Origin of the sequence: Kitasatospora xanthocidica (genome assembly GCF_014656195.1) — a bacterium.
GTDB lineage: Bacteria > Actinomycetota > Actinomycetes > Streptomycetales > Streptomycetaceae > Kitasatospora > Kitasatospora xanthocidica.
Map to the genome: position 1 here is coordinate 25,919 of NZ_BNBY01000030.1, position 25,962 is coordinate 51,880.

Genomic DNA, 25,962 nt, shown 5'->3' on the forward strand with positions numbered 1-25,962 from the left:
GCCGGGTCGGGCAGGGTCGGGCCGGCCGGGCCGGCCCGACCCGCGAGTCGCATCCTGAGGGGCGATAAGCGGAAGCTGGGTCTTCGAAAATGGTTACTTATCGTGACTCTCATATACTCGTAGTGAGCAGTGGGGGGCGATCACGAGGGAGAAGCGACCATGAGCACCCAGCCCGGCGCCGAGCGCGGCATCGAGCGCGACCAGCGGTCCGCCATCGAGCCGACCGTCGACGTCGACCGCTCCGACCAGGAGTACCGCGCCTGGCTGAAGGAGGCGGTGCGCAAGGTCCAGGCCGACGCCAACCGCTCCGCCGACACCCACCTCCTGCGCTTCCCGCTGCCGACCGAGTGGGGGATCGACCTCTACCTCAAGGACGAGTCCACCCACCCGACCGGCTCGCTCAAGCACCGGCTGGCCCGCTCGCTCTTCCTCTACGGGCTCTGCAACGGCTGGATCCGCCCTGGCAAGCCGGTGATCGAGGCCTCCAGCGGCTCCACCGCCGTCTCCGAGGCCTACTTCGCCCAGCTCATCGGCGTGCCGTTCATCGCCGTCATGGCCAAGAGCACCAGCCAGGCCAAGATCGACCTGATCCAGTTCCACGGCGGCGAGTGCCACCTGGTCGAGCGCTCCGACGAGGTGTACGAGGCCTCCGCCCGGCTCGCCGAGGAGACCGGCGGGCACTACATGGACCAGTTCACCTACGCCGAGCGGGCCACCGACTGGCGCGGCAACAACAACATCGCCGAGTCGGTCTTCGCCCAGCTGCGCCTGGAGCCGCACCCGGAGCCGACCTGGATCGTCGCCACCGCCGGCACCGGCGGCACCTCGGCGACCATCGCCCGCTTCGTGCACTACATGCAGTACGACACCCGGATATGCGTCGCGGACCCGGAGAACTCCTGCTTCTTCGACGGCTGGGTGCGCCACGACCAGGACGCCGTCTGCGAGAGCGGCTCGCGGATCGAGGGCATCGGGCGGCCCCGGATGGAGCCGAGCTTCGTGCCGGGGGCGATCGACCGGATGATGCGGGTTCCGGACGCCGCGTCGATCGCCACCGTGCGGGTGCTGGAGCAGGTCCTCGGGAAGAAGGCGGGAGCCTCCACCGGGACGGGCCTGTGGAGCGCGTTGCGGATCGTCGCCGAGATGCGCGAGGCCGGGCAGACCGGCAGCGTGGTCGGCCTGATCTGCGACCCGGGGGACCGCTACCTCGACAAGTACTACTCGGACGACTGGCTGGCCGGCGAGCGGATCGACATCGCGCCCTACCGCGCCGTGCTGGAGTCCTTCCTCGCGGGCGGCCCCTGGGAGGGCTGACGCCCCGGCCGTCGGCCCGGTGGCGGGTTTCAGCGAACAGCTGACAGCTGACAGAGTTCAGCCGACAGATTTCAGATTCTGTTATCTGTCGGCTGAACCCTGTCAGTCGTCAGTGGTCAGTCGGCACCCGCCGGATCACTGCCCGGCCGCTCGCGAGGTCGATGCCCGTGCGTTTCGGTGCGCCGTCGTGCTCGTCGTCCCGGAGTACGAGTTCGACCCGTCGCTGCTCCAGTTGCACCCGCTTGCTCGGGTAGAGCAGCGCGTGCAGTTCCTCCGTCGCGGTCGCGCCCGCGCCGCGTCCGCCGGTCGTACCCGCCGCCGGGCGGGCGCGCAGCCGCCGCACCACGGCGCCGAGGAAGAACAGAACCACCAGCCCGGCCGGTAACAGCAACCCGCCCGCGGCGCCCGTCAGAAGCATGCTCATGAACGCCTCAACGGCCCGGCGCGGCAGCCGAGTTCCCCGGCGCTCACCCCTGGATGCACCGGGCCGAGCGAGGCCCACCCGGGTGCGCTACGGCAGCGGTGCGGTCGGCAGGTCGGCCGGGACGAGGAGCTGGAGCTCCTCGGTCGAGGGGTCGGCGAGGTGGGCGACCCGTACCGCGTGCCGCTCGACCATGGTCTCGAAGATCTGCCGGGCGGTGCGCCCGTTGCCGAAGTTGGGGCCGCGCTCCAGCCCTCCGAAGTGGTCCAGCAGCGCCTTCTCCGTCTCGTCGGAGAGCGCGTACTCGTGCTCCGCGCACTGGGCCCGGGCGATCTCCAGCAGCTCGTCCGCCGTGTAGTCGGGGAAGCCGATGGTGCGTGAGAAGCGGGACGAGACACCGGGGTTGGCGGAGAGGAAGCGTTCCATCTCGGCGGTGTAGCCGGCCACGATGACGACCACCTCGTCCCGGTGGTCCTCCATCAGCTTGACCAGGGTGTCGATGGCCTCGCGTCCGAAGTCCCGGGCGCCGTCCTCGGGGGCGAGCGCGTACGCCTCGTCGATGAAGAGCACCCCGCCGCGCGCCCGGTCGAAGGCGGCCGCCGTACGGATCGCGGTGGAGCCGATGTGTTCGCCGACCAGGTCCACCCGGGCCACCTCGACCAGGTGTCCGCGCTGGAGCACCCCGAGCGAGGCGAGGATCTCGCCGTAGAGCCGGGCGACGGTGGTCTTCCCGGTGCCTGGGGCGCCGGTGAAGACCAGGTGCCGCCGCAGCGAGGGCGCCTTGAGCCCGGCCTGGCGGCGGCGCCGGCCGACCGAGATCAGGTCGATCAGGGTGCGCACCTCCTGCTTCACCGTGGCCAGCCCGACCAGCGCGTCCAGCTCGGCGAGCGCCTCGTCGGCGGGCCGGCAGTCCGGGATCGGCGCGATCGCCGCCGAAGCGGCCGCCGAAGGCGTCAACGCCTGTGCGGCGGCGGCCAGTTGGCCGGTCCGCGGCGACGGCACATCCGCACCCCCGAACGACGACCCGAGCCCCGACCCGACGCCGGACCCGCGCCCGGAGCCGAGGCCGAGCCCCGACCCGAGCCCGCTGCCCGGCGCCGCCGCATGCGCCGCCGCCCCGACGTCGTCCGAGACGCACCCCTCCGCGACCGGCCCCGGTTCGGAGAACTCGAACCCGGCCCGCTCGTTCTGTTCCGCCCGGCACCGGGTGAGCTGGGTCCGGCAGCCGTCGATGATGTGGAAGCCGAAGCCCTTGCCGTGCGAGACCCGGCAGTCCTCGAAGGTGCCGCGTCCCTGTGCCGAGACGTACACCCCGGCGTCGCTGCTGGCCCGTACGGTGCAGTCGCGCAGCACCGGGTCGGCGCCCTTGGTGACGATCACCCCGGTCGCCACGTCGGAGATCTCGCAGTCGGTGAGCAGCCCGCCGCTGCCGTGGTCGCGGAACCAGAGTCCGGTGCCGGCCTCCTGCACCCGACAGGCGGCCAGGGACACGGTGGCGCCGCCGCTGACCGAGACCGCCGAGCTGCGGATCCGGCTGAACGAGCAACCCTCGGCGGTGGCGGCGGAGTCCCGGTCGAGGACGAACAGGGCGTCCGGCAGGTCGTGCAGCGAGCAGTCGGTGAGGGTGAGCCGGGCACCGTCGCTGACCCACAGCGCCGGGTACTCGCCGGTGGAGCTGTGGATCTCGCTGGACTCGGCGACGGCCTCGGTGCCCTGGTCCCAGACCGACAGCGCGCCGCGCCCGAAGTCGCGGACGGTGCTGTTCACGAGGCTGAGCCGGGAGCGTCCGCGCAGGTCGGCGCCGTTCTCCGGCAGGTCGTGCACCCGGCAGCCGGTCAGGACCAGTTCGGCCTCGCCGTCCAGGGTCAGCCCGTTGCCGGTGACCCGGTGGATCTCGCAGTCGACCAGCCGGCCGCCCGCGTGCGCCTCGGCCTGCACGCCGCTGCCGCGGATCTCGTAGATCTCGCAGCCGGTCAACTCGGCCGCGCTGCCGGGGTCGGAGAGCAGCACGCCGGCGCCGGAGGCGTGGTGGACGCGGCAGCGGTCGAGGGCGGCGGTCGCGCCGCCGAGGACGGCGAGCCCGGCCTGGCCGGCGGTGGCGACCTCGCAGTCCTCGAAGGCGGCGGCGGTGCCCTCGCCGCGCAGTCGCAGCCCGAGCCCGCCCGGGTTGGCGACCACGCAGCCGCGCAGGGTCGGCCGGGCGCCGTCGACGATCTCGATCCCGGTGGCCGAGCGGGTCTCGATCCGGCAGCCGCTGAAGGAGGGCGTCGCCCCCGCACCGGTGACCAGGACGGCCGGGGTGGAGCTGTCGCCGCCCTCGACGACCAGGTCGCGGACGGTCGCGGCGGCGGTGACCGTCACCGCCACCCCTGACGGCGGTTCGATCCGTACGGTGCCCGGGCCCTGGGCCGGAACGATCGTCACCGGCTTGTCCAGCAGCACGTTCTCCCGGAAGGTGCCCGGCCGGACGGTCACGGTGTCGCCCGGCTCGGCGGCGGCCAGGGCCTCCGCGAGCGTGTCGTACTCGCCCGCGCGGCGACGCCAGCGGGATGCGCTGTCCTGGGTGACCCGGACCCTGTGCTCAGCCATGACGGTCTGTCGTCCCCACCTTCGTCGAGCCGGCGTTCAACGGACCGAACGCGCTGCGGTGCGCGGGCCGTCCGCCCACCGTAGCGCGCTCGCACGGGTGGTCCGGCCGCTCGTCGTCGCTCGGACACCGGTAGAGCCCACCGCGGCCACAGGTTCCGACCACTTGTTCAACGAGCGCGCACAGCGGTAGTTCCGCGCGGCGACGGCCGGCGCGACACCGTTCCCCGCGAGGACGCTCGGTGCGACGACGATCGGTGCGAGGGCGTTCCCCGCGAACACGCTCGGTGCGACGGCGTTCCCCGTGCCCGCACCCCGCGACGGCTCTCCGGCGTACGGCCCGGGCTCAGCGCTCGTCGACCGACCAGTGCGCCCCGTCCTCGAGCACCTCGACGTCGTCGCCCAGGTGCAGCGTGCCGAGCACGTCGCCCTCGGCGCCGGCCGGCCGCTCGGGGATCAGGTTCTGCCCGAACGAGGCCTTGCGCAGCAGCCGGTGGTGCCGGGCCAGGGTGCGCAGCGGCTCCTTGCCGCGCCGTTCGCCGGTCTCCTGGTCGGTGGTGGTGATGACGCAGCGGCCGCAGGGCTTGACCACCTTGAAGGTGAGCCCGCCGATCCGGATCCGGCGCCAGCCGTCCTCGGCCCAGGGCTCGGCGCCGGCGATCACCACGTTGGGGCGGAAGCGCTCCATCGGCAGGGGCCGGTGGTCCTCCGGGTGGTCGGCGGCGATCAGCTCGTTGAGCCGGTCCAGCGAGGCGGTGGTGGTGAGCAGCAGCGGGAAGCCGTCGGCCATCGAGACGGTGTCGCCGGGCTCGCTGAAGTCGGGGTCGACGGGGCGGGCGCGCGGGTCGTCCAGGTGCACCAGGCGGTAGTCGCCGAGGTGTTCGGCGATCCACTGGTGGGCTTCCTTCGCGGCCTCGGCGGCGTGGAAGCGGGTGCCCCAGACCTCGACCTCGGCGAGCGGGTCACCGGACGCGACGGCGGGGGCCGGGACCTCGATCCGGGAGCCGTCGGGGGCGGTCAGCACGAGCGAGCCGTCGGGCAGCAGCGCGGGCCGGATCTGTCCGAGGGCGGCGTCCTCGCGCTGGCTGACGAAGCGTCCGGTGGGGTCGGCGAGCATCCATCGGCGGTCTCCGGCCAGACCCCACGGTTGGACGACGGCGGTGTCCGGGCTCAGGCGGTACATGGACTTGACGGGGTAGACGTGGAGTCCGGTGAGCTGCATTCCCCCATCCTGCCAGCAGGTTTTCCGTCTCTGCACAGGCCCCCGTCCCCGCACGGGCGGGCAGTCGGATGCGCACCGACCCCCGGATGCGCACGGACCGCCCGGGACGCCGTGGGGGGCGTTCCGGGCGGTCCGTGGATGACCCGTTTCTCCGTTCGCCCGGCGTTCAGGGGTCGCCGGGTTGTGCTCAGGTGGTGCGGGTGCGGGCCGCGTGGGGGACGGCCTCGGTTGTCAGCGCCTCACCGGCCCTGGTTTCAGTAGCCCTGGCCCTGCGACTGGTAGCCGCCGCCCTGGAACTGGTTGGGCTCGCCGTACGGGCCCGGGCGCTGCGGCTGCATCGGGCGGACCGGCGCGACCGGCGACATGGCCGGGCGCAGCTGGGCGCCGCCGAAGGACTGGTCGCCGCTCTGACCCTGGAAGCCGGGGCCGCCCGAGGCCTGGCCGCCGAAGGACTGCGGGCCGCCGAAGCCCTGCGGCCCGCCGGGCTGGCCCTGGCCGAAACCGCCCGGGCCGGCCTGCTGCGCGCCGAAGGACTGCTGGCCGGCCTGGCCGCCGATGAAGGTGTTCTGGCCGCCGAAGCTCTGGCCGCCGGACGGCTGGTAGCCGCCGCTCGCGGTCTGGGTGAAGGCCGGGGTGCCGGGCTGCGGCCGCTGGTACGGCTGGGGGGTGCCGTAGCCGGGGACCGGCAGCTGGGGGGAGGCGTACGCCGGCGCGGGCTGCGCGGGGATGTACGCCGTGGCGGGGCCGGCGGAGGGACCGCTGCTCGGGCCGGGGCCCAGGGCGAGGCGGGCGGGCGGCAGCGCGGGGAGGTTGCTGCCGGCACTCTCGTACCCGTTGCCGTACCGGTTCTCGTAGGACTGGCCGACGCCTGGTCCGTATCCGGACGACAGCGCCGGCGGCAGGGCGGCCGGCACGTTGATGGGTGCGATCTGGGGGACGCCGCGCTCAGCCACGAGGCTGTCGTAAATCGGCGTGCCGGAGGAGAAGGACGGAGAGGGGTAGCCGACTCCGTCGTAGGAGCGGGGCGAGGTCATGGGGCATACGGTAAGCCCACAATGCGCCTGCTGAGGAGAGCGGGAGGGGGAGCAGTTCGAGTGTTTACACAGTCTTCGCTCGCACAAAGGTTTCGAAAGTAGGAAGAACGGACATATCGGAGATCGGTTCCGGACAACCTCGGCGCTCCGTCAGTGATCGAACAGCGACCGGACGGCGCGGCCAGGTGGGCCTGCGGTGACCGGCGGATGGACGGTCCGGGCCCCTGCGGAGAAACTTTTGCGGACGGGGCGTGCGCGGGCGCATTCGAGCCCCCGCCGAGGGTGCGGCGAGGGCTCGTGAATGTTTCGGGGATAAAGATCCCGTCAGCGCGTTGATCGCCTGGTCCGAGGCCTGTCGGGTGGTCGTGGCCGCTCGTGGCCGGGCGCCGACGGCGGTCGGGAGTCGCCGGTGGCTGCGGGCGGTCGTGCGGGGCTCGGTGGCCGAAGCCGCGCGGTGCGCCGCCGGCGTTGTCGGTGGCTGCTGCTAAGGCCGCTGCCGGGGCGTCCGCGGGTCAGTGCGACTGCAGCGCCTGGGCCTGCGCGGGCAGGCCCGGCTTGCCGATCTCCGAGGTGCAGAAGGAGCAGCGGGTCGCGGCGGCCGGGATCGAGCTGAGGCACTCGGGGCAGTCCGTCTTCGCGACCGCCGCGGGCTCGGCCGAGTCGAAGCGCGACTGCAGCTTGCCGACCGGCAGCACCACGGCGAAGTAGATGACGGCGGCGGTCAGCACGAAGCCGATCAGGGCGTTCACGAACAGCCCGTACGGGAACCGGGTGCCGGCCACCTCGAAGGTCTTCTGGGTGAAGTCGCCGACCGCGCCGGACGCGACGCCGACCAGCGGGGTGAGGAACGCGCTGACGAACCCGGTGACGACGGCGGTGAAGGCCGCGCCGATCACGATACCGACCGCGAGGTCCACCACGTTTCCGCGCAGCAGGAAGCTGCGGAATCCCTTGAGCACCGGGTGACTCCAAATCCGTACGGGGGAGGGGGAGGTGGGGCACGCGGAGGCGCCCCGGCCGCACATCCTGCCGAGCGTCCCGGGTCGAGGTCCAACCGCGTTCACCCGATCCGCGTAACCGCCGCAACGACCCGCGGTGCCGGGCCGGGCGGTGCGCGGGCGCTCCGCGTACCGCCCTATCGCGGGCGGGGGGAGACGTTAACTCGACTGTTTGACACCGAAATTGACGTGTCATTTGACGTCGGCGGGAGGGGCCCGGACTGCCTCGACCTGCCGCCGTGGCGGAGCGGCGGCGCGACGGGACCGGGTGCGGCACGGCGCGACGGGAGCGAACCGGAGCGCGGCGAGGGGTGAGACGGGGCGCACGGTGGTCGCAACCGGCGCACGACGGCGGGTTTCTGGCGCACATCGGGTGTACGAGCGCGGGCTGATGGGCCACCATCAGGTTGCGCGAAGGGGCTGTCCCGGGCGGAGCACTGTGCCAAGGTCGGTCCATGCCCGACCATATGTCGGCCGATCCGGCCGGAACCCGTCCGCGCGTCCTGCACCTGATCAGTGATTCGCGCCGCGGCGGCGCCCAGAACTTCGCCCGTGACCTCCACCGGGAACTGGGCCGCCGGGGCCAGTCCTCCGCGCTGTGCGCCCTCGCCCCGCACCCGGCCGTCCACCCGGGTTCGGGGGAGTCCGACCCGGGCGACTGCCCCGACGCCTCCGGTCTGCGCACCGCCGCCGTCCTCGGCCCCGGCCGCCTGCGCCCGAGCACACTGCGGGCCCTGCGCTCCGCCGCGCGCGCCGCCGACGTCGTGCTCGCCCACGGCTCGGACACCCTGGCCGCCTGCGCCCTCGCCCTGGCCGGCACCCGCACCCCGTTCGTCTACGTCTCCGTCGGCCACCCGCGCTACTGGACGGCCAACCGGCTCCGCCGGACCCGCGGTGCCGCGCTGATGCACCGGGCCGCCGCGGTCACCACCCTCACCGACGAGGCGCGGGCGGTGCTCCAGGAGCAGTTCGCGCTGCCCGACGGCAAGGTGCACGTGATCCCCAACTCCCGTGCCGCGGAGAGCTATCCGCCCGCCGACGGCCGGGACGACCGGCGCGCCGCCCGGCACGCGCTGGGCCTTCCGGCGGACGTCCTGCTGGTCGCCTGGATCGGTGCCATAGCGCCCGAGAAGCGGCTCGACCTGGCCCTCGACGTGCTCGACCGGCTGCCCGACGTCCGGCTCGCCGTCGCGGGGGACGGGCCGCTGCGCGAGTCGCTGGCCCGCCACCCTGCCGCCGCCCGCGCCCACTTCCTCGGCCCGCTGCCCGACCCGGCGCCGCTCTACCGCGCCGCCGACGCGCTGCTGCTCACCAGCGACAGCGAGGGTGTGCCCGGAGCGCTGATCGAGGCCGCCCTGGCCGGCGTGCCCGCCGTCGCCACCGACGTCGGCTGGGTGCGCGAGGTCGTCCGGGACGGCGCCACCGGTGCGCTCGTCGCTCCCGGGGACCCGCTCGCGCTGGCCGAGGCGCTGGGCAAGGTGCTGGCCGTCAACCGCGCGGGCCTCGGCGCGGCCGCCCGGGTGCACGCGCTGGAGCACTTCGAACTGGGCGCGGTGGTGGACGCCTGGCAGCAACTGGTGGCCGAGGTCTGGACGGCGGGTGAGGCGCCGGCCGACCGGCCGGCGGGGGAGGGCTGACGGGGCGGCCCGAGCTAAGCCGTTCGGGCGAATCCCGGCCTGGCGTCGCGCACCGACTCGCCGGTAACGAAGCGTCGCCAGCACACTGCCCGGTGTGAACTCGAAGTCGCTGCTGCGGTCCACCGTCCTGTTCGCCGTCGCCGCCGGGATCGCCGTATCCCCTCTCCAGGCCGGCGCGGCGACCCACCAACCCCTGTCCGAGGGCAAGCAGTTCGTGAAGCTCGACCATCCGCAACCGGTGCGCGAGAGCGCCCGGACGGAGGCGGTCGAGTTCTTCTGGTACGACTGCGGCCACTCCCAGGCACTCGAGAAGCCCCTGCAGGCCTGGGCGGAGAAGCATCGCGACGACGTGTCGCTGCGCCGCGTCCCGGCGATCTGGCAGGGCAGCCCGGAGGAGAACGCGCAGCGCGGCCATGCGCGGATGTACTACACGCTGGAGCGCCTGGGCCTGGTCGAGCGCCTGCAGACGAGCGTCTTCCGCTCCGTCCACGAGGAGGGTGCCGACCTCGTGACCGAGGCGGCGTCCACCGACTGGGCCGTCCACCACGGCATCGACGCCCAGCTCTTCGGCCAGACCTACCGGTCCGCCGAGGTCCGGCAGTCGGTGGAGGACGCCGCCGCCGCGTTCGTCCGGTACGGCATCAACGAGCTGCCGACGGTCATCGTCCAGGGCGAGTACCGGACCTCGCCGACCAAGGCCGGCGGTGTCGAGGCGATGCCCGAGGTGCTCGACTACCTGGTGCAGCAGGAGCAGCTGAAGAAGGGCTGATCCCCACGGGAGCGGTGACGACGGGTCAGCTCGCTCGTGCGGAACGCCCATCCGGAGCCGGAGGGCCGGAGTCGCCCGCCGGCCCTCCGGGTCTTGCCTAACCATTCAAAAGCGGTTTAATGGTTAGCATGAGCGAGCTGACGATCCCGCAGGTCCACCACCGCCACGTCGACGTCGACGGGCTGCGCGTCTTCTACCGCGAAACCGGCCCGGCCGACGCCCCCGTCCTCCTGCTGCTGCACGGCTTCCCCTCCGCCTCGCACCAGTACGCCCGGCTGCTCGACGCGCTCGGCACCCGCTACCGCCTGATAGCCCCCGACTACCCCGGCTTCGGCCACAGCGACAGCCCCGCACCCGACGCCTTCGCCTACCGCTTCGACACCCTGGCCGACGTGATCGAGGGCTTCTGCCTCGCCCTCGGCCTGGACCGCTTCGCGCTGTACGTCTTCGACTTCGGTGCCCCCGTCGGCCTGCGCCTGGCCACCCGCCGCCCGGAGTGGATCACCGGCCTGGTGGTCCAGAACGGCAACGCCTACGAGGAGGGGCTCTCCGGCCAGGCGAGGGAGTTCATCGCCAACCGGCGCGGCGTCCCCGGAGCCGCGGCGGCCGCCCGCTCGATCCTCACGCCGGAGATCACCCGCGGCCAGTACGAGGGCGGCACCGGCGACCCGAGCCTGGTCGCCCCCGACGGCTGGACGCTCGACCAGCACTTCCTCGACCTCCCCGGCCGCAAGGACATCCAGGTCGAACTGGCCCTCGACTACTTCTCCAACGTCGAGCTCTACCCGGCCTGGCAGGCCTGGCTGCGCGCCGCCCAGCCGCCCACGCTGGTCCTCTGGGGCCGCAACGACCCGTTCTTCACCGAGGCCGGCGCCCGCGCCTACCTGCGCGACCTGCCCGGGGCCGAACTGCACGTCTTCGACACAGGGCATTTCGCGCTGGAGGAGAAGCTGCCCGAAATCGCCCCGCTGATCGACGACTTCCTCGCCCGCACCCAGAAGTAGCGGTCTGGCAGAGGCGGCACGCAGGGCCGGCGAACCGGGGAGTGAGTCGAAGATCCGCTCAGTCGCGGCGCAGCAGGTACGTGACGAAGCCGAGCGTCCCCCGGTAGCCGTGCAACCACTCCGTGCGGTGCCGGTCCGCGGCCTCCCGGGCGGCGGCCGCGTCCGGGTGGTCGGGGTGGTCCAGCACCCACTCGGCGAGCGTGCCCGTCCAGGCGAACTCGTAGTCGTCCCACTCGTGTTCCGTGCTGACGTACCCGGACACCGGCGTCCAGCCCTCCGCCATGACCCGGTCGGTGGTGGTCGCCAGGTCCGCGTAGTCCTCCCGCGCCGCGCCCAGCCCGTCCAGCGCGGCCTGCGACGGCTCGCGCTGCCAGAACGCGTCGCCGACCAGCAACCGGCCGCTCGGGGACAGGAGTTCGCGGGCCGCGGCGAGCGTCGGCAGCAGTCCGCCGAAGGCATGGGTGGAACCGACGCACAGCACCAGGTCGAATGGCTCCTTCGCGGTGAACTCCGTCGCGTCCTGGTGGTGCAGACCGATCCGGCGCTCGACGCCGAGGGCGGTCGCGGTCTCCCGCGCCAGGGTCAGGGCCCGGGCGTCCAGGTCCACCCCCACGGCCTGCCAGCCCGGGCGCGCGGCCAGCGCCCGGAGCAGCCAGGCGCCCTCGCCGCAGCCGAGGTCCAGCGCCCGGCCCTCCTCCCGCCCGGCCGTCGCACGGTCCAGCAGGCGGGCCACCGACTCGTCCGCGAGCGGGGCCGCGATCGGGTGGTGGGCGTGGGCGAGGCGGGAGATCTGCTGACGGTCCATCCGAGCAGTATGAGGCCGATCGGCGTACGGCGCCCGGGAATTCCGGGGTCCGCAGGGGGAAACGGGCTGCTCGCGGGCGTGTACGGGGGTCACGCCCGCGAGTACGTCCGGCCCTTCCACGCGGCGCCCCGGCCGCGCCAGTGCTGCACCGCGGAGTCGACCGTCATCAGGAGGTACAGCCCCGCTGTGAACGGCAGCAACAGTACGGCCGGGGCCGGCTGCCCGTAGTACCGGACCATCGGCAGGTACGTACCCGCCATCAGCGCCCACGCCGCCCCGCCCGTCACCGCCACCGCCGGGGCCCCCGCCACCAGCCCGGCCACCGTCGCCGCCGGCGGCACCAGGTAGACCAGCCCCAGCCCCAGCACCGTCCCGAGCAGCAGCAGCGGCGAGTGCCGCAGCTGGGCGTACGCGCTGCGCGACACCATCCGCCACAACTGCTCCAGCCGCGGGTACGGGCGCACGCTGTCCACCTCCCCGGCGAGGCCCAGCCACGTCCGGCCGCCGGTGGACTTCACCGCCCGGGCCAGCGTCACGTCGTCGATCACCGCGCCCCGGATCGCCGCCACCCCGCCGGCCCGCTCCAGCGCCTCGCGCCGCACCAGCGAGCAGCCGCCCGCCGCGGCCGCCGTCCGGGCGCCCGGACGGTTGCTCCGGCGGAACGGGTACAGCTGGGCGAAGAAGTACACGAAGGCCGGCACGATCAGACGCTCCCAGCCGGTCTCCACCCGCAGCCGGGCCATCTGCGACACCAGGTCCAGGCCGTTGCCCTCGGCCGCCGCCACCAGCTCGGCGAGCGAGTCCGGGCCGTGCGCGATGTCCGCGTCCGTCAACAGCAGGTACTCGACGTCCGGGCCGGCCAGCTCCACGCCGTGCCGCAGCGCCCACAGCTTGCCCGTCCAGCCGGGCGGCAGCGGCGGGGGAGTGGTGACGGTCAGCTCCAGCCCGTCGATCGTCCGCAGCTCCGCCGCCAGCGCGCCCGTGCCGTCCGAGCTGTGGTCGTCCACCAGGATCACCCGCGCCCGCCCCGGGTACTTCTGCGCCAGCAGCGTCGGCAGGCTCAGCGGCAGCACCGCGGCCTCGTCCCGGGCCGGCACCACGACCGCCGCCTCCGGCCAGCGCAGCGGCGGGCGACGCGGCGGCAGCCGCACGTCGGTGCGCCAGAACGAGCCGTGGCAGCACGCCAGCCAGAGCCAGACCAGCAGGGAGAACGCGGCGATCCACAGCAGGACGGTCACTCCGGCAGTCTGCCGCAGAACGGGGTCCGACGGGTGGATCGACTAAAGTCTTGACCCGTGAAGATCGCACTGATGGACTCCGGAATCGGCCTGCTGGCCGCCGCCGCCACCCTCCGGAAGCTGCGCCCGGACGTGGACCTGGTGCTGTCCTCCAACCCGGCTTCGATGCCCTGGGGGCCGCACACGCCCGAAGAGATCACCGAGCTGGCCCTCGGCTGCTCCCGGGCGGCCGCCGCGTTCGCACCCGACGCGCTGGTGGTCGCCTGCAACACGGCCTCGGTCCACGCGCTCGCCGCCCTGCGCGCCGAGCTGGAGCCCGGGCTGCCGGTGATCGGCACCGTCCCGGCGATCAAGCCCGCCGCCGCGCTGGGCGGCCGGGTCGCCATCTGGGCCACCCCGGCCACCACCGGCAGCCCCTACCAGCGCGGGCTCATCCGTGACTTCGGCGGCACGGCGGACATCACGGAGGTCGCCTGCCCGGGCCTCGCCGACGCCGTCGAGCACGGTGACGACGACGCCATCACCGCCGCCATCGCCGACGCCGCCGCCCGTACGCCCGTCGGCACCGAGGTGCTCGTGCTGGGCTGCACCCACTACGAACTCGTCGACGAACGCATCCGCGCCGCCGTCGCCCCGACCGCCGCCCCGGCGCTCACCCTGCTCGGCTCCGCCGACGCCGTCGCCGCCCAGGCCCTCCGCCGCGTCGCCGACCCGACCCGCAAGGGCACCGGCACCCTCACCGTCCTCCACGCCGGCGCCCCCGCCGTCCTCCCCCCGGCCGCCGCCCTCTACCCGCAGGGCAACGTCCTGGCCACCCTCATCGGCTGACCCACCAGCACAACGGCGCCCACCTGGACCTCCCCGCCCACCGGGGAGGTCCAGGTGTTTTCGGTGGGCGGTGCGGAATCCGGGACTCGGCCAGGTCGGCTTTTCATGGGAAATTCCGGCTGATCCCCCGATATCCCACCGCCCACCCGGGTCGGGTGCGGAAGGAATTCGGACCTGCGGATTTCCGGCACGAGTCAGCTGAATAGGTCGGCGTCCTATGCCTGCGCTGAGCACACGAGAAGTCGGACCGGCCGACCTCTCGTTCAGGCCCGGCCTGACGCCTCGCGCACGGTGGCGTTGGGCGCGGGCCGCGCAGAGGTGAGGGAGTGCTCGCCCGCAGCGCACAGGAAGTCGGCCAGGCCGACTTCCTGTGCTAGCCGGGCCAGGAAGGCTGGACCGATCCTGTGGCGGCCGCCAGGGGGTGCGCGGGAAGTTGGCACGGTCGACTTCCCGCGCGCGGAGGCGTTGGAGCGGTGTCTACTCGCGTAGATTCCTGCGCGCATGCTCGGCTGTGGCGCGCAGGAAGTCGGCCAGGGCGACTTCTCGGGCCGCGGAGGCGGCGGACGCGGGTCGCAGCGTCGTCTACTCGCGCAGAAGTGTGGGAGTGCTCGCCCGCAGCGCACCAGAAGTCGACCTGGCCGACTTCTGGCGCCGGCGCACCCGGGCCGGCAGTTCTACTCGCGTAGATGCGCGTTGGCGCGCGGGAAGTCGGACTGGCCGACTTCTCGGGTGCGGGTTGTCTCGGCGTCCGGCGGGTGGGGTGGACTCGACTTCTCGCGTGCTGGGCGGAGGGTTGTGGCGCTGGCCGGCGGGGCGTCTGCGGGCGCGGTGTCTACACGCGTAGATCAGGGGAGGGCTGCTTGATGTGCGCGGGAAGTCGATCTGGTCGACTTCTCGCGCAGGGGTGGTTGGTGATGGTGGGGCGGATGGTGCGGGTGATGCGATGGTGTGCAGAAAGATGGCCGAATTGACTTGCCTGCCTCGCTTTGCGCAGGAAGTCGGCCATGTCGACTTCCTGTGCAAAGCGCTACCCGCGTAGATATTCACCGTTTGCCTCGGTGGCATTTCGGGCGCCTGCTGGGCAATTCGCGCGTGGGAAGTCGGTGTGGCCGACTTCCCACGCGGCGGTGGTCAGGCGACGGCTTGGCGGCGCCAGCGGCGGTAGGCGGGTTCGAGGCCGGAGAGGATCGTGTCGAACCGGCGGGTACTGGTGGTGGAGTCGACCTGGAGGCGGCTGATCTGGAGGGGGTGGGAGGGGAGCCGGGGGCCGAGGCGGTGGTCGGAGAGGAAGCCGAGGCGGTAGCCGAGCTCCTGCAGGACGGTTTCAGCACGGGGGTCGTGGCCGCCGTCCGGGTAGGCGAAGGCCGTCGGGGGTTCGCCGAGCCAGCGGGTGAGGGCCTCGTGGGCGCCGGTGATCTCGGTGCGGACGGTGTCGTCGTCGCAGCGTCCGAGGCACGGGTGCCCCTGGGTGTGGTTGCCGATCGCGACGCCGCCGTCCCGGAGGGCGAGGAGGTCGGCGGGGGTGAGCTGTTCCTGGCTGGGCGGTCGGCGGTCGGCGCTGACCCGCAGTTCGTGCAGGCTGCGCCGGCGGTCCGGGTCGGGCATGGCCTTGAGCCGGCGGAGCAGCTGGGACGGGTGCCCGCAGTCGAGCGAGCGCGCCCGGCCCCCGTGCCGGGCGAGGAAGTCGGCCTCGTGCCACCAGAACGGCCGCTCGGTGCCGATGAGCTCCGAGATGACGAAGGCGGTGGCCGGGATGCCGCGGGCGTCGAGGGCGGGGAGGGCGTGGGTGAGGACGCTCCGGTCGGCGTCGTCGAAGGTGACCAGGACGCTCCGGGGCGGCAGTGGCCGCCGCTCGGTCACGGCCTGGAGGACGGCGGTGAGCGAGACGGGGGTGGCGAGCCGCTGGAGCCGGTCGAGCTGGGCACCGAACGACCGGTGGTCGGTCACCCCGTGGTAGGCGAGTACGGCGAGGCGCTGGGCGGCCCGGGCCCGGAACAGCGGTTGGACGGGGGCGAACCGCAGCCATTCGCCCCGTGCGTCCTGGTGTTCCGCGTCTGCCGGGAGTCGGCGACGGCCCCCGCCGTGCCGGTTCCCGTCGTGCCGGTCGGCCGCCCACCCGGCGGGTGGCGGCAGCGCGCGCACGCCGGGCAAGGGCCTGGCGCGGGCCATGGAGATCGATGTTGTGGACTGGGACTGCGGCACGGTTCCCCCTCGTTCGCCGAGCGGCGTGGCGGTACCGCCGGAGGACGGAGCCCGGCCTCCGACCCCAGGGGTCGGCGGCTCCGGCCCCTGGATTTCCTGTTCTCGGTGGGGGTTCACACCCATCCCCCGAACGGCTCCTGGATCACTCAATGCCATTGAGACCGTTGCACCGCGGGGATGGTTGTACCGGGGGGACGAGGATTTTTCGTGGACTGATTGTGGAGCCGAAATGCGCATCCGGTTCTTGTCCGGGCCCTTGACATGTGCTCCGGATCGGCCTCGCAACAACCGCTGTCACAACCCCCGCCTTAAACCCCGCCGAGAGATTTTGGCAGGACCCTGCCACTAGTCCCGTCGCACCCGCGTCGGCCTCGATTCGCCGGTCGCGCAGCGTGTCCGTCGGTTGACGCTCTGAGGGCTGCCTGCCGCCCCGGCCGGGGGTACCTTGGGCTCATGGCAGATGCGGACCGTGACCCTTTCCACTTGCACGGTGCTTCCCGGATGGCCCGCGCGTGCAGTGGTGGAGCCCTGGTCACCCACCAGCTCCCGTTGGCCCTGGTGGGCCTGGCCTGCCTGGTGGCGGGCATCGTCGTGGCGGTGATCGTCCCGGACAGCGGTGGCCCGGCCTGGGCGATGGCGGTGGCCGGCTGCCTGGCGGCGGGTGTCCTGCTGCTCGGCCGGATCGCCTTCGGCCTCTTCCGCGACCGGCGGCGCACCGCGGTCTGACGGTGCTCTGACGGCGTTCGGCCCGGGGGGTGGACGTCGGCCCGGCGCGGACCCGTACCGGATCCAGGGGCTGAACAACAAGGGGCCGAACCCCGTAGGTCGATCGCGTTCGGCATTTCAAAACGACAGATCGAGCGAAATTGGTCAGGTCGACCGGATATCGTCCTGCCGGGCAATTTTGGGCCCCCTTCTTTCACCATTCCCGGACAATCACTACATCGCGCCTATACTGTGAATACGTTCTTCCGGCTCGAAGCGCCGTGGAGGGGGAGCGATGAGCGGCAGATCGATTAATGCCATGTCCGCCTCATGAAACGCGGTGGCGATCTCGCCGTCGCCGCCCTGGCCGCGATCGTGGCTCTGCCGCTGGCCCTGTCGATCGCCGTCCTGCTTCGCTGCACCACCGGCGGTCCGGTGCTCCAGCGGCAGATCCGGACGGGGCGGCACGGCCGCGAGTTCCAGGTCCTGCGCTTCCGAACGGGCGGGGGCGGCCGGCTCGGCGCCCTGCTGCGCCGCACCGGCCTGGAGGAGCTGCCGCGGCTCTGGAACGTCGTCCGCGGCGAGATGGGGGTGATCGGTCCCCGACCGCTCCGGCCCGACCAGCTCGACCGCTCCTCCTGCCACCAGTGGGCCCGGCTCGCCGTACGCCCCGGACTGACCGGCTGGGCCCAGTTGCACGGACACGCCGCCGAACTCGACCTCTGGTACGTCGAGCACCGCTCGCTCCGGCTCGACCTGCACATCCTCGGCCGCACCGTCCTCGCCCTGCTGCGCCCCAGCACCGAGCGGCCGCGGCCCGCAGGAGACCGGCGGGGCTGACGACGGCCCGCCCGAGCCGGCTCCCGCCGAACACTCGCGCCGGGCCGGCCGGGAACCGCCCGGCTAGGCTGCGGTACATGGCAATTCCCCCCTTCCTCGCCGAACTCCGCTCCGTCGTGGGTCACCGCCCGCTCTGGCTCAGCGCCGTGGTTGCCGTCGTACTGGACGACCGCGACCGGGTGCTGCTCGCCCGCCGGGCCGACGACGGCCGCTGGGCGCCGATCGGCGGGATCCTCGACCCCGGTGAGCAGCCCGCCGACGGTGTGGTGCGCGAGTGCGAGGAGGAGACCGGCGTGGTGGCCGTGCCCGAGCTGCTCGCCTCGGTCACCGTCTCGCCGCAGGTGACGTACCCGAACGGCGATGTGACGCAGTACCTGGTGCTGACCTTCCGCTGCCGCGCGATCGGCGGCGAGGCACGGGTGAACGACGACGAGTCGCTGGAGGTCGGCTGGTTCGCGCTGGACGAGCTGCCGCCGATGGTCGAGTCCGAGCACGAGCGGCTGCGCCACGCGCTGGAGTGCGAGGGCCCGGCCGTCTTCACCTGGGAGGGCAAGGAGCGCCCCTGAGCTCAGCCCACGCTCTCCCCGCACGGCCCGCCGGTCAGCCCTTGTGCTGCCGGTAGGCCTCCTCCGCCGCGTCCAGTACCGCCGCCAGGTCGCCGCCCGCGGTGGCGGTCGCGGTGGCGGCCACCGCGCCCTCGACGAACGGGGCGTCGGCGAACCGGACCGGGAACGGCAGGCCGTGCTCGTCGGCCTCGGACAGCAGGGTGCGGACGGTGGTGACGGCGCCGCCCAGGTCGGCGAGCACCACCACGCCGTGGCCCTGGTCGACCCGCCGGGTCGCCGCGGCCACCAGGACGGCGCTGATGCCGGGACCGTCCGACGGGTCGCCGCCGGTCGCGGAAACCGGCGCGGGGGAGTCGGATCCGGTCAATGCGAGCGCGAGGTCGCGCACGGCGGTGGCCAGTTCCTGGCTGTGCGAGACCAGGACGATCCCGACCCGGCCGTGCACGGGGGGCCGGGGCGGCGTCGGCCGGGGCAGCGTGGTGGGCGAGGGGGGCGTACGGGGCGCCGGAGGATGGGCCGAGGGGGCGTCGGAGATGGGGATGACGTCGGCGCGGGTGCCGTCCCGGCGGCTCATCGGCTGCTCCCTTGGGCGGGTCGGTGGGTAGGTCGGTGGGTGGGGGTGGGCGGGGTCGCCCGGCGGTCCGGTCCGGCCCCGTGGGGGCCCGCGGAGGCCCCCGTACGGCCGGCGGGGTCCTGCCGGGTCCCTCCCGGGCCCGGGGCGGCGCCCTGGCAGCACTCTGGCAGCTGCCCGCGCCCCCTGCCGGTCGGGACACGCCTCGACCTTCTCGACCGTGCCTCGAGCCGGCCTCCGGGGGTGTCCGCCCCGGTCGGGGGAGTCCTCGTCAACCCGCTGACCGGGGCCGGGAGGTGTGGCTAGGCTGGCTCGGGAAAGCCGTCGGGAGGAGATCGGTCAGTGGCAGTGAACAGTGGGACGGACACGGGGACCGGTGGCGCGCAGCGGGAGCTGGCGCCGAGCGGGAAGCCCAGGGTGGACTTCACCGGTGCGGAGTGGCTGTGCAGCAGCCAGGGGGTCGGAGACGTCCAGATCGCGTTCGTGGACGGGTACATCGGGATGCGGGACGGCCGCCAGGAGGACGGGCCGGTCCTGGTCTTCACGCCGGCGGAGTGGCGGGCGTTCGTGCTCGGCGCCCGGGACGGCGAGTTCGACCTCACCTGAGCCGATCGCCTGAGCCGCTCACCTGTGTCGTTTGCCTGAGCGGCACGTTCGGGACGCGTGGGTGAACCAGTGCGGAGCGGGCCCCGGAACACCGACCGGGGCCCGCTCCGCAGCTGGTTTTCCGGTCGGAACATCACAACTGATGATCTATTGAGCGTGCCCCGTCAGAATTTCTGTTGACTGTTAGACAAACGCAGCTCAGAGTATGAGCACAGGCAGACGCCGTGCCCACCGCCCCCACGCGGCCAGACACGGCGCCTGCTGTGCGGCCCGGCAGCGTTGCCAGGCCATCCTCCCAGTCATCCCCTGCGCACCGGGGTGCGTCGGCCGGTCCCGGCCCACGAAGGGCCGGCAGTCGCCGGGAGGCTGGCGCCGAGACCGAGAGCGACTCGGACAGCGGCACCGAATGCTCGGGACCCGCACGCCCCCACGCGGCGGCGTCCCGAGCAAGATCCACGGGAGCGACGGGCCGGGGCCCCGCGGATCTGGCTTGTGATGCATGGAACTGTTGGCTTGTGTGTTTGTGCAGTGTGCGATGACGATGACGAAGCTGGGTGCTCGGCAGTTCGGCACGACAAGTGCACAGTGAGGGAAACGCGTGTAGGGCCGCGTTGCGACATGCCGTCCCCCCGGAGGGTGAAACCCAGAACGGCTGTCGTGCTGAACCGAACGTAGCCCGGACGGTTGCTCAGAGTCAACATTGGTCTCTGAGCGTCGATCTCCCGACCGTCCCCCGTCGGTGCCCCACCCACCCCGCGAGCGCGGTGTGCCGGACACGTACGATGTTCCCATGTCTTTTCTCCGCCGTCGCTCCGGACAGCCCGCCGGCCCGGACTTCGACGTGCTCGCGATGGACCCGGGTGACTGGCCCGGCGACTTCGGTGCGGCCATGATGACCGGCCCGGACGGCTCCTGCCAGGGGATTTTCCTGCGCTACGACCTGTTCGGCGGCAGAGGCCCGGCGATGTTCATCGGCAACCTCCCCGAGGGCTCGCCCGCCCGGGAGACCGGCGACGACGTGCCCTTCGAGGTGCGGCAGCTGCTCGCGGCGCTGGAGAACGACGAGCCGGTCGACTTCGTCTCGGCCGAGGACTTCCCGGTCATGCTCGGGGACGACCTGCTGATCGTGAAGAAGGTCAAGGTCAGCGAGGAGCGCGTGTTCTGCGCCCAGTTCGGCCGCAGCGACGGCGTCCTGGTCACCATCGCGTCCTGGGACCGACCGATTTCGGACGACCTGTATCAGCTGCTGAAGCCGCTCCCGGCGGACATGTTCCACCAGGGCTGATTCCGGTCGGCCCGAAACCGACGGGCCCGGATGCGCTCCGGCCGGCCGGTGTTCGCCCGTGGGCCGGACGCTGCTTGACGGTATCGATCAACGGTTCGTACAGTCGCGAACATGCCGTGCCGTCTCCCCATGCTGACCCGTCGCAGGCATCTGGATCTGCGGCGCACCGCCAGCGCGGCGTGTCCGGGTCGCTGAGGGGGATCCGTCCCCCGGCGGCGGGAGCTCGGCCGGGTCCGGTCGACGCCGAAAACCCGGGGGCGGGCCGTTTTCCTGACCTCCGGGGCCGCCGTTCGGTACCCGCGCGCCCGTACGGCGTGCCGCCCGCATTCGCCGAGCCCACGCTGCCGCCCGGAGGCACAGCATCATGACGACCCGCGCCGCCAACCGTTCGTCCGTCGACCGTTCGTCCGCAGGTCGATCGTCCGTCGACCGATCGCCCGGGGGGAGCGCCTCCGGCGGTGACCTCCCGCTCGACGATCGGGCCGCAGGCGCCCGCTCGGCCAGCGCTCGTTCGGCCGACGATCGTTCCGCCGGTGATCGTTCGGGTGCCGAGCACTCCCGGGGAAGCGCTCCGGCACCGTCGACTTCCGGCCAGACCGGTTCCGGTCGCCGGGCGCGCGATGACGCGGCGTCCGACGGTCTGACGGCTGCTCAGCCGACGTCAGGTCACCCGACCCCCGGTCAGCCGACGCCCGATCACCCCGCCTCCGAGCGTGCGGCGGTCGAGGCCGCGTTGGCCGGGCTGCCCCGGGTGGTGGACCTGCTCGCCGCCCGCGCCGAGGAGCACGACCGGGACGCGACCTTCCCGTACCAGGGCATCGAGGCGGTCCACGAGGCCGGGCTGCTCACCCTCACCGTCTCCCGGAAGTACGGCGGACCGGGCGGCACGCTCGCCGACACCGTCCGGGTGCTGTCCCAACTCGGCCGAGGGGACGCCTCGGTGGCCGTGGTCACCGCGTTCACCCTGCTCCGGCACGCCGAGCAGGCCCGCCGCGCGGACTGGCCGGCGGCCGGCTACCGGCGGCTGCTCACCGAGTCCCGGCGCGGCCCCGCGCTGGTCAACACGCTGCGGGCGGAACCCGGCGCGCAGCCGGGCGGCCTGCCGGAGACGGTGGCCCGACGGGACGGCGACGGCTGGCTGCTGACCGGCCGGAAGACCTACTGCACCGGCGCCGAGGCGCTGGCCTGGATGGCGGTCACCGCGCGGACCGACGAGGAGGAGCCGAGGATCGGGACCTTCCTGGTCCGCGGCGAGAGCGAGGGCCTGGAGATCGACCCGACCTGGGACCAGCTCGGCCTGCGGGCCAGCGCCAGCCACGACGTGGTGCTCGACCGGGTCCGGGTGCCGGCGGACCTGGCGCTCGGCCTCGGCACCCGCGAGTCGGCGGGCGACGGCACCGAGGCCGAACTCGCCCGCGCCTGGCACGACCTGGCCCTCTCCGCGGTGGCGATCGGGGTGGCCCGGGCCGCCGAGGCCTGGCTGGTCCGTTTCCTGAGCCGGCGCACCCCGGCCAACCTGACCGAGCCGCTCGGCACCCTGCCCCGCTACCGCTGTGCCCTGGGCGAGATCGAGGCCCAGCTGATCGGCGCCGAGGAACTGGTGCACGGCCTGGCACCGCGGGTGGACCGGGGCGAGCCGGATGCCGTCGCCCGTACCGGTCCGGCGCACCTGCTGGCCACCCGGGCGGCGACGGCCGCGGTCCAGCAGGCCGTCGCCCTGACCGGAAATCCCGGCCTGAGCCGGCGTCACCCGCTGGAGCGGTACCTGCGGGACGTCCTCAGCAGCCGGGTGCACCTGGCGTCCGAGGAGACCGTCCTGGAGGCCGCCGGCCGGGCCGCCCTGGAGCGTGGCGCCCGGCCGTGATCCATGGCGCGCCCTGGCCGGACCCGGGCCCGCGGTCGTCTCAGCGCGTCCCGACCGCGGCCCGGACGGCCCGGCGGGCGAGCGCGGCGTCGTCGTAGAGCCGGCGGATCATGATCCGCTGCTCCTCGCCGGCGCCCGGCACGTCGTACAGCCGGATCTCCCGCATCAGCACCAGCACCAGGTTCACCAGGAACGCGTCCCGGGCCAGCGTGCCGCCGCTCTGGGCGAGTTGGCTGATCTGCCGACGCGCCGCGGTGTCCCCGGAGAGCACGCTCCACAGCACCGCCAGGTCGTAGCCGGGCAGGTACCAGCCGGCCTGCTCCCAGTCGACCAGCACCGGGCCGGACGGCGCCAGCAGCATGTTGCTGAGCAGGGCGTCGCCGTGGCAGAGCTGCATCGGGGTGTGGCCGAGGCCGTGCAGCAGGCCGCGCAGGTCGCCGGCGTCCCGGTCGGTGAGCTGGCCCACCGAGTGGTAGCGGGCGATCTCCAGCGGGTAGTCCATGCGCGGCTGGAACACGTCGGTCGGCGGCCGCCACAGGTTCAGCGTCCGGACGGTGTTGAGCAGCGCCCGGACCTCGCCCGGGGTGGGCGCGTTGACCGGGTGGCGCTCCCGGGCGGCCGGGCGGCCGGGGACGCGCTCCATGACCAGCACGCAGCGGTCGTGGTCGGCCGCGACCAGCCGGGGCAGCCGCACCGGCGGGCGGTGCCGGACGAACGCCCGGTAGACCGCGACCTCGTGGTGGAAGTCGGCCACCAGCTGCTCGAAGTACTCACTCCGCACCGCCTGCGGCGCCAGGCACTTGGCGACCACCGGCGCCCGCCCGATGGTGCCCGCCACCAGGATGTGGCGGCTGCCCTCGCGCAGGACCTGGCGCGGGGTGAACGCGGGACATATCCGCGCGACGCTCGCCAGCGCGGCCCGTACCGACGGGGTCTGCAGCGCGGACGGATCGATCCGCTCCGGCCCGCCGGGCAGTCCGGGCCGCGGCCGGGTGCGCAGCACCTGGCCGTCCGCTTGCCGGGCGAGCGGGATCCGGCCGCCGGGCGGCGGGACCGTCTCGGGGCCGCGCAGCCCCAGCGCGGTACGGCCGGTGGGTCCCAGCGCCGTACGGCCGGCCGGGGCGACCCGGGTGTCCGCGGCCCTGCCCTCGACGCCGCGCGGAGCCGCCGGGCGGCTCGCCGGGGGCACCTGCCTGGGGCCGGGTCGGCCGGTGGCTGCGGTGGGGGGGCGCAGCGCGGTGCGGGTCGCGGTCGGCGTGGGGGTCGTCGCTGAGGAGTACATGGGCTGAGGGTGGTCCCTTCCGGTCCGTCGGCAGGTGCGGCCCCGCGGGGGCGGGGAGGGCCGGTGCCGTGCTTCCTGGCGTGACGGCGGCCCTGCGGGTGGTGCCTTGCGGTGGTGCTCGCGGTGGCGCGGTGCCCGAATGCGGTTCGTGCGGTTCGTGCGCTTCGCCGGTCCGTGCGCCACCGCGGTGCGGCGGGTGGTTCTGGGTGCGGTGCCGCGTGCGGTGCGGTGGGTGGTGCACGGGCGCCGGGCACGGACGCGGGGTCAGGAACCCCTGTTTCGGCGGTGCTCCGACCGTCCGCACCCTGGGGAATGCGGTCGGCCGGACCGTGCCGTGGCCGTGCCCGGCGCTCCCGCGCCACCCGGCCGCGCCACCCCCTCGGGTGAGAACCGGGAGCGTCCCGTGACACCGTCGGGGGACTGCCCCGACGCTGGTGGGACGCCGCCCGACCCGGGGGCGAGGTGGCGCACCCCTACAACACACCCGTCGGGCACTGGCTTAGTAGTCTGGCGGGCCCTGGCGAACGGTGGCGAATGCTCGCCTGGCACTTGCCCGAGCCTCTAGCCTCGGAGGAAGCCGAGGAACCTGGGGGCTTCATTGAGCAGGGGACCCAACACCCGACTCGCCGACCTGTTCGTCCTGACCGGATGGTCCAAGGGCGAACTCGCGCGGCTGGTCAACCGCCGGGGTGCCGCGATGGGACAGATGCACCTGTCCACCGACACGTCGAGGGTACGGCGTTGGATCGAGCAGGGGGAGATCCCGCGCGATCCGGTGCCGAGGGTGCTGGCGGCCGTGTTCACGGAGCGGCTCGGCCGTGTCGTCACCACTGAGGACCTCGGTCTGGAACGACACCGGCCCACCAGGTCCGGAGCGGAGCCGTCCGCAGCAGTGCCATGGTCGCCGGATCGAACAGCCGCGGTCCTCACCGAGTTCACGGGAATGGACCTCATGCTGAACCGACGTGGATTGGTGGGCGCCGGAGCCGCGCTCACGGCCGGGGCGGTCATCGCCGACTCGCTGAAGGGCTGGCTGGGCGGGGACGCGGTCGCGTACGCGGCCTCGGCGCCCGGGCCGCGCCAGGTGGTCGCCGGGAGCGGCGCGCGCCCGGTGGTGGACGTGTACGACGCGGGCCCGGTCGGGCTCGACGAGGTGGAGTCGCTGGAGCACTCGGTGCAGGTCTTCCGGGCCTGGGACGCGGCCCGCGGCGGCGGGCTGCAGCGCAAGGCGGTGGTCGGTCAGCTCAACGAGGTCGGCGGCCTGTTGACGCACCGCCACCCGGCCGCCGTCGAGCAGCGGCTGTGGCTGGTCGCGGCCAACCTGGCGGTGCTGGCGGGCTGGATGTCGCACGACGTGGGCCTGGAGCCCACCGCCCAGCGGTACTTCATGATCGCGGCCGAGGCCGCCAAGGAGGCCGGGGACCGGCCGCGGGCCGGGGAGGCGATCTCCCGGGCCGCGCGCCAGATGGTCCACCTGGGCCGGGCCGACGACGCGCTCGACCTGATGTCGGCGGCCAAGGCGGCCGGCGGGCAGCTGGTGCCCAGAACGCGCGCCATGCTGAACACCGTCGAGGCCTGGGCGCACGCCTCGATCGGGCACTCCCAGGACACCTACCGGCTGCTCGGCGAGGCCGAGGACCTGTTCGCCGAGGACTCGCCGGAGCCGCCGCCGTCCTGGATGCAGGTGTTCGACGAGGCCGAACTGCGCGGCATGCAGGCCCTGGTGCTGCGCACGCTGGCCGAGCACGACCCGGGGGCGGCCGCCGACGCCCGCAAGCAGGCGGAACGGGTGATCACGCTGCGGGAGGGCACCGGACAGCTGCGCTCGGCGCTGTTCGACCGGATCACCCTCGCCTCGGTGCACCTGATCACGGGCGAGCCGGACGCGGCGGAGCTGCAGGCCAAGATGGTGATGAACCTGATCGGCCAGAACTCCTCGCACCGGACCTGGGACCGGCTGCGCGAGATGTACCGGCTGACCGCGGCCTACCGGGGGCTGCCGGTGGTGGACGAGCTGCGGGCCGAGCTGGGGCGGGAGCTGCGGGCGGCGGACGCCAAGAACCGGCCGCGGCTGACCTGAGGAGCGGGACCGGCGCGCGGGCGCCCGGCGTGGCCCTCGGTCCGGTGGCGCGGTGCGGTCCGGCAGCGCGGTTCGGCGCCGTGGGTCGGTGCCGTGGGTCGGTGC

22 protein-coding genes and 1 pseudogene are annotated in these 25,962 nt (G+C 73.6%); 13 read left to right on the top strand and 10 right to left on the bottom strand.

The features are described 5' to 3' along the window. Window positions 1–159 precede the first annotated feature (159 nt). Complete coding sequence (locus IE332_RS33695) at window positions 160–1,314, top strand: PLP-dependent cysteine synthase family protein (RefSeq protein ID WP_189924000.1); 1,155 nt, start codon at window positions 160–162, stop codon at window positions 1,312–1,314. Between the two features lie 109 nt (window positions 1,315–1,423). Here IE332_RS33695 and IE332_RS33700 read toward each other — a convergent pair whose 3' ends face one another. The 5 genes from IE332_RS33700 to mscL form a co-directional block, all read right to left on the bottom strand. Continuing rightward, window positions 1,424–1,738, bottom strand: a complete 315-nt coding sequence (locus IE332_RS33700) for a DUF6191 domain-containing protein (protein ID WP_189924001.1) — start codon at window positions 1,736–1,738, stop codon at window positions 1,424–1,426. Between the two features lie 87 nt (window positions 1,739–1,825). Then, window positions 1,826–4,324, bottom strand: a complete 2,499-nt coding sequence (locus IE332_RS33705; protein WP_189924002.1) for a right-handed parallel beta-helix repeat-containing protein — start codon at window positions 4,322–4,324, stop codon at window positions 1,826–1,828. Between the two features lie 343 nt (window positions 4,325–4,667). After that, on the bottom strand, window positions 4,668–5,543 hold the full coding sequence (locus IE332_RS33710; RefSeq protein ID WP_189924003.1) for an MOSC domain-containing protein: 876 nt from the start codon (window positions 5,541–5,543) through the stop codon (window positions 4,668–4,670). A gap of 254 nt (window positions 5,544–5,797) precedes the next feature. Then, complete coding sequence (locus IE332_RS42285) at window positions 5,798–6,577, bottom strand: DUF6643 family protein (protein WP_189924005.1); 780 nt, start codon at window positions 6,575–6,577, stop codon at window positions 5,798–5,800. 512 nt (window positions 6,578–7,089) lie between these two features. Next, the gene (gene mscL, locus IE332_RS33720) at window positions 7,090–7,536 is read right to left on the bottom strand and encodes a large conductance mechanosensitive channel protein MscL (RefSeq protein ID WP_189924008.1); all 447 of its coding nucleotides are present in this window, start codon (window positions 7,534–7,536) and stop codon (window positions 7,090–7,092) included. Window positions 7,537–8,030: 494 nt separating this feature from the next. On the opposite strand from mscL, the gene IE332_RS33725 reads away from it, so the two are divergent. The 3 genes from IE332_RS33725 (at window position 8,031) to IE332_RS33735 (ending at window position 10,985) form a co-directional block, all read left to right on the top strand. Further along, window positions 8,031–9,212: a glycosyltransferase family 4 protein gene (locus IE332_RS33725; RefSeq protein ID WP_189924010.1), complete on the top strand. Its 1,182-nt coding sequence runs from the start codon at window positions 8,031–8,033 to the stop codon at window positions 9,210–9,212. A gap of 94 nt (window positions 9,213–9,306) precedes the next feature. Then, complete coding sequence (locus tag IE332_RS33730) at window positions 9,307–9,981, top strand: thiol:disulfide interchange protein DsbA/DsbL (protein ID WP_189924012.1); 675 nt, start codon at window positions 9,307–9,309, stop codon at window positions 9,979–9,981. 128 nt (window positions 9,982–10,109) lie between these two features. Further along, complete coding sequence (locus IE332_RS33735) at window positions 10,110–10,985, top strand: alpha/beta fold hydrolase (RefSeq protein ID WP_229929121.1); 876 nt, start codon at window positions 10,110–10,112, stop codon at window positions 10,983–10,985. A gap of 58 nt (window positions 10,986–11,043) precedes the next feature. Here the strand turns inward: IE332_RS33735 and IE332_RS33740 are convergent, their stop codons facing one another. Next, entirely contained in the window at window positions 11,044–11,790 is a 747-nt protein-coding gene (locus tag IE332_RS33740) for an SAM-dependent methyltransferase (protein ID WP_189924016.1), read from the bottom strand. 89 nt (window positions 11,791–11,879) lie between these two features. Beyond that, window positions 11,880–13,028 (bottom strand): glycosyltransferase, encoded by a 1,149-nt coding sequence (locus tag IE332_RS33745; RefSeq protein WP_189924018.1) that lies wholly within the window; start codon window positions 13,026–13,028, stop codon window positions 11,880–11,882. Window positions 13,029–13,085: 57 nt separating this feature from the next. Between IE332_RS33745 and IE332_RS33750 the strand changes: the two genes are divergently transcribed. Further along, window positions 13,086–13,856 (top strand): glutamate racemase, encoded by a 771-nt coding sequence (locus IE332_RS33750; protein WP_189924020.1) that lies wholly within the window; start codon window positions 13,086–13,088, stop codon window positions 13,854–13,856. 1,131 nt (window positions 13,857–14,987) lie between these two features. Here IE332_RS33750 and IE332_RS33755 read toward each other — a convergent pair. Beyond that, complete coding sequence (locus tag IE332_RS33755) at window positions 14,988–16,058, bottom strand: polysaccharide deacetylase family protein (RefSeq protein WP_229929122.1); 1,071 nt, start codon at window positions 16,056–16,058, stop codon at window positions 14,988–14,990. Window positions 16,059–16,541: 483 nt separating this feature from the next. On the opposite strand from IE332_RS33755, the gene IE332_RS33760 reads away from it, so the two are divergent. From IE332_RS33760 to IE332_RS33770, 3 genes are all read left to right on the top strand, one after another. Next, window positions 16,542–16,784, top strand: a complete 243-nt coding sequence (locus tag IE332_RS33760; RefSeq protein WP_189924021.1) for a hypothetical protein — start codon at window positions 16,542–16,544, stop codon at window positions 16,782–16,784. Window positions 16,785–17,093: 309 nt separating this feature from the next. Then, window positions 17,094–17,603 carry a sugar transferase gene (locus IE332_RS33765; RefSeq protein WP_189924022.1) on the top strand — a complete coding sequence of 170 codons (510 nt, stop codon included), beginning with the start codon at window positions 17,094–17,096 and terminating at the stop codon, window positions 17,601–17,603. A 77-nt stretch (window positions 17,604–17,680) separates the two neighbouring features. Beyond that, on the top strand, window positions 17,681–18,169 hold the full coding sequence (locus IE332_RS33770) for an NUDIX hydrolase (RefSeq protein WP_189924024.1): 489 nt from the start codon (window positions 17,681–17,683) through the stop codon (window positions 18,167–18,169). Between the two features lie 34 nt (window positions 18,170–18,203). Here IE332_RS33770 and IE332_RS33775 read toward each other — a convergent pair whose 3' ends face one another. Continuing rightward, window positions 18,204–18,743 carry a PTS-dependent dihydroxyacetone kinase phosphotransferase subunit DhaM gene (locus tag IE332_RS33775; RefSeq protein WP_189924026.1) on the bottom strand — a complete coding sequence of 180 codons (540 nt, stop codon included), beginning with the start codon at window positions 18,741–18,743 and terminating at the stop codon, window positions 18,204–18,206. A gap of 390 nt (window positions 18,744–19,133) precedes the next feature. Here IE332_RS33775 and IE332_RS33780 point away from each other — a divergent pair, with 390 nt between their 5' ends. The 4 genes from IE332_RS33780 to IE332_RS33790 all read left to right on the top strand — a co-directional run bounded on the left by IE332_RS33780 (window position 19,134) and on the right by IE332_RS33790 (window position 22,495). Then, window positions 19,134–19,346 (top strand): DUF397 domain-containing protein, encoded by a 213-nt coding sequence (locus IE332_RS33780; RefSeq protein WP_097239819.1) that lies wholly within the window; start codon window positions 19,134–19,136, stop codon window positions 19,344–19,346. Window positions 19,347–20,136: 790 nt separating this feature from the next. Further along, window positions 20,137–20,631, top strand: a complete 495-nt coding sequence (locus tag IE332_RS33785; protein ID WP_189924029.1) for a hypothetical protein — start codon at window positions 20,137–20,139, stop codon at window positions 20,629–20,631. Window positions 20,632–20,742: 111 nt separating this feature from the next. Beyond that, window positions 20,743–20,826, top strand: coding sequence for a putative leader peptide (locus IE332_RS42505; RefSeq protein WP_373313917.1), 84 nt, complete (start codon window positions 20,743–20,745; stop codon window positions 20,824–20,826). A gap of 538 nt (window positions 20,827–21,364) precedes the next feature. Beyond that, entirely contained in the window at window positions 21,365–22,495 is a 1,131-nt protein-coding gene (locus IE332_RS33790) for an acyl-CoA dehydrogenase family protein (protein ID WP_229929123.1), read from the top strand. A 40-nt stretch (window positions 22,496–22,535) separates the two neighbouring features. Here IE332_RS33790 and IE332_RS33795 read toward each other — a convergent pair. Next, a pseudogene (locus IE332_RS33795) lies at window positions 22,536–23,625 on the bottom strand (aminoglycoside phosphotransferase family protein); the annotation flags it as partial. 750 nt (window positions 23,626–24,375) lie between these two features. On the opposite strand from IE332_RS33795, the gene IE332_RS33800 reads away from it, so the two are divergent. After that, on the top strand, window positions 24,376–25,857 hold the full coding sequence (locus IE332_RS33800) for a DNA-binding protein NsdB (RefSeq protein ID WP_189924035.1): 1,482 nt from the start codon (window positions 24,376–24,378) through the stop codon (window positions 25,855–25,857). The last annotated feature ends 105 nt before the right edge of the window (window positions 25,858–25,962 follow it).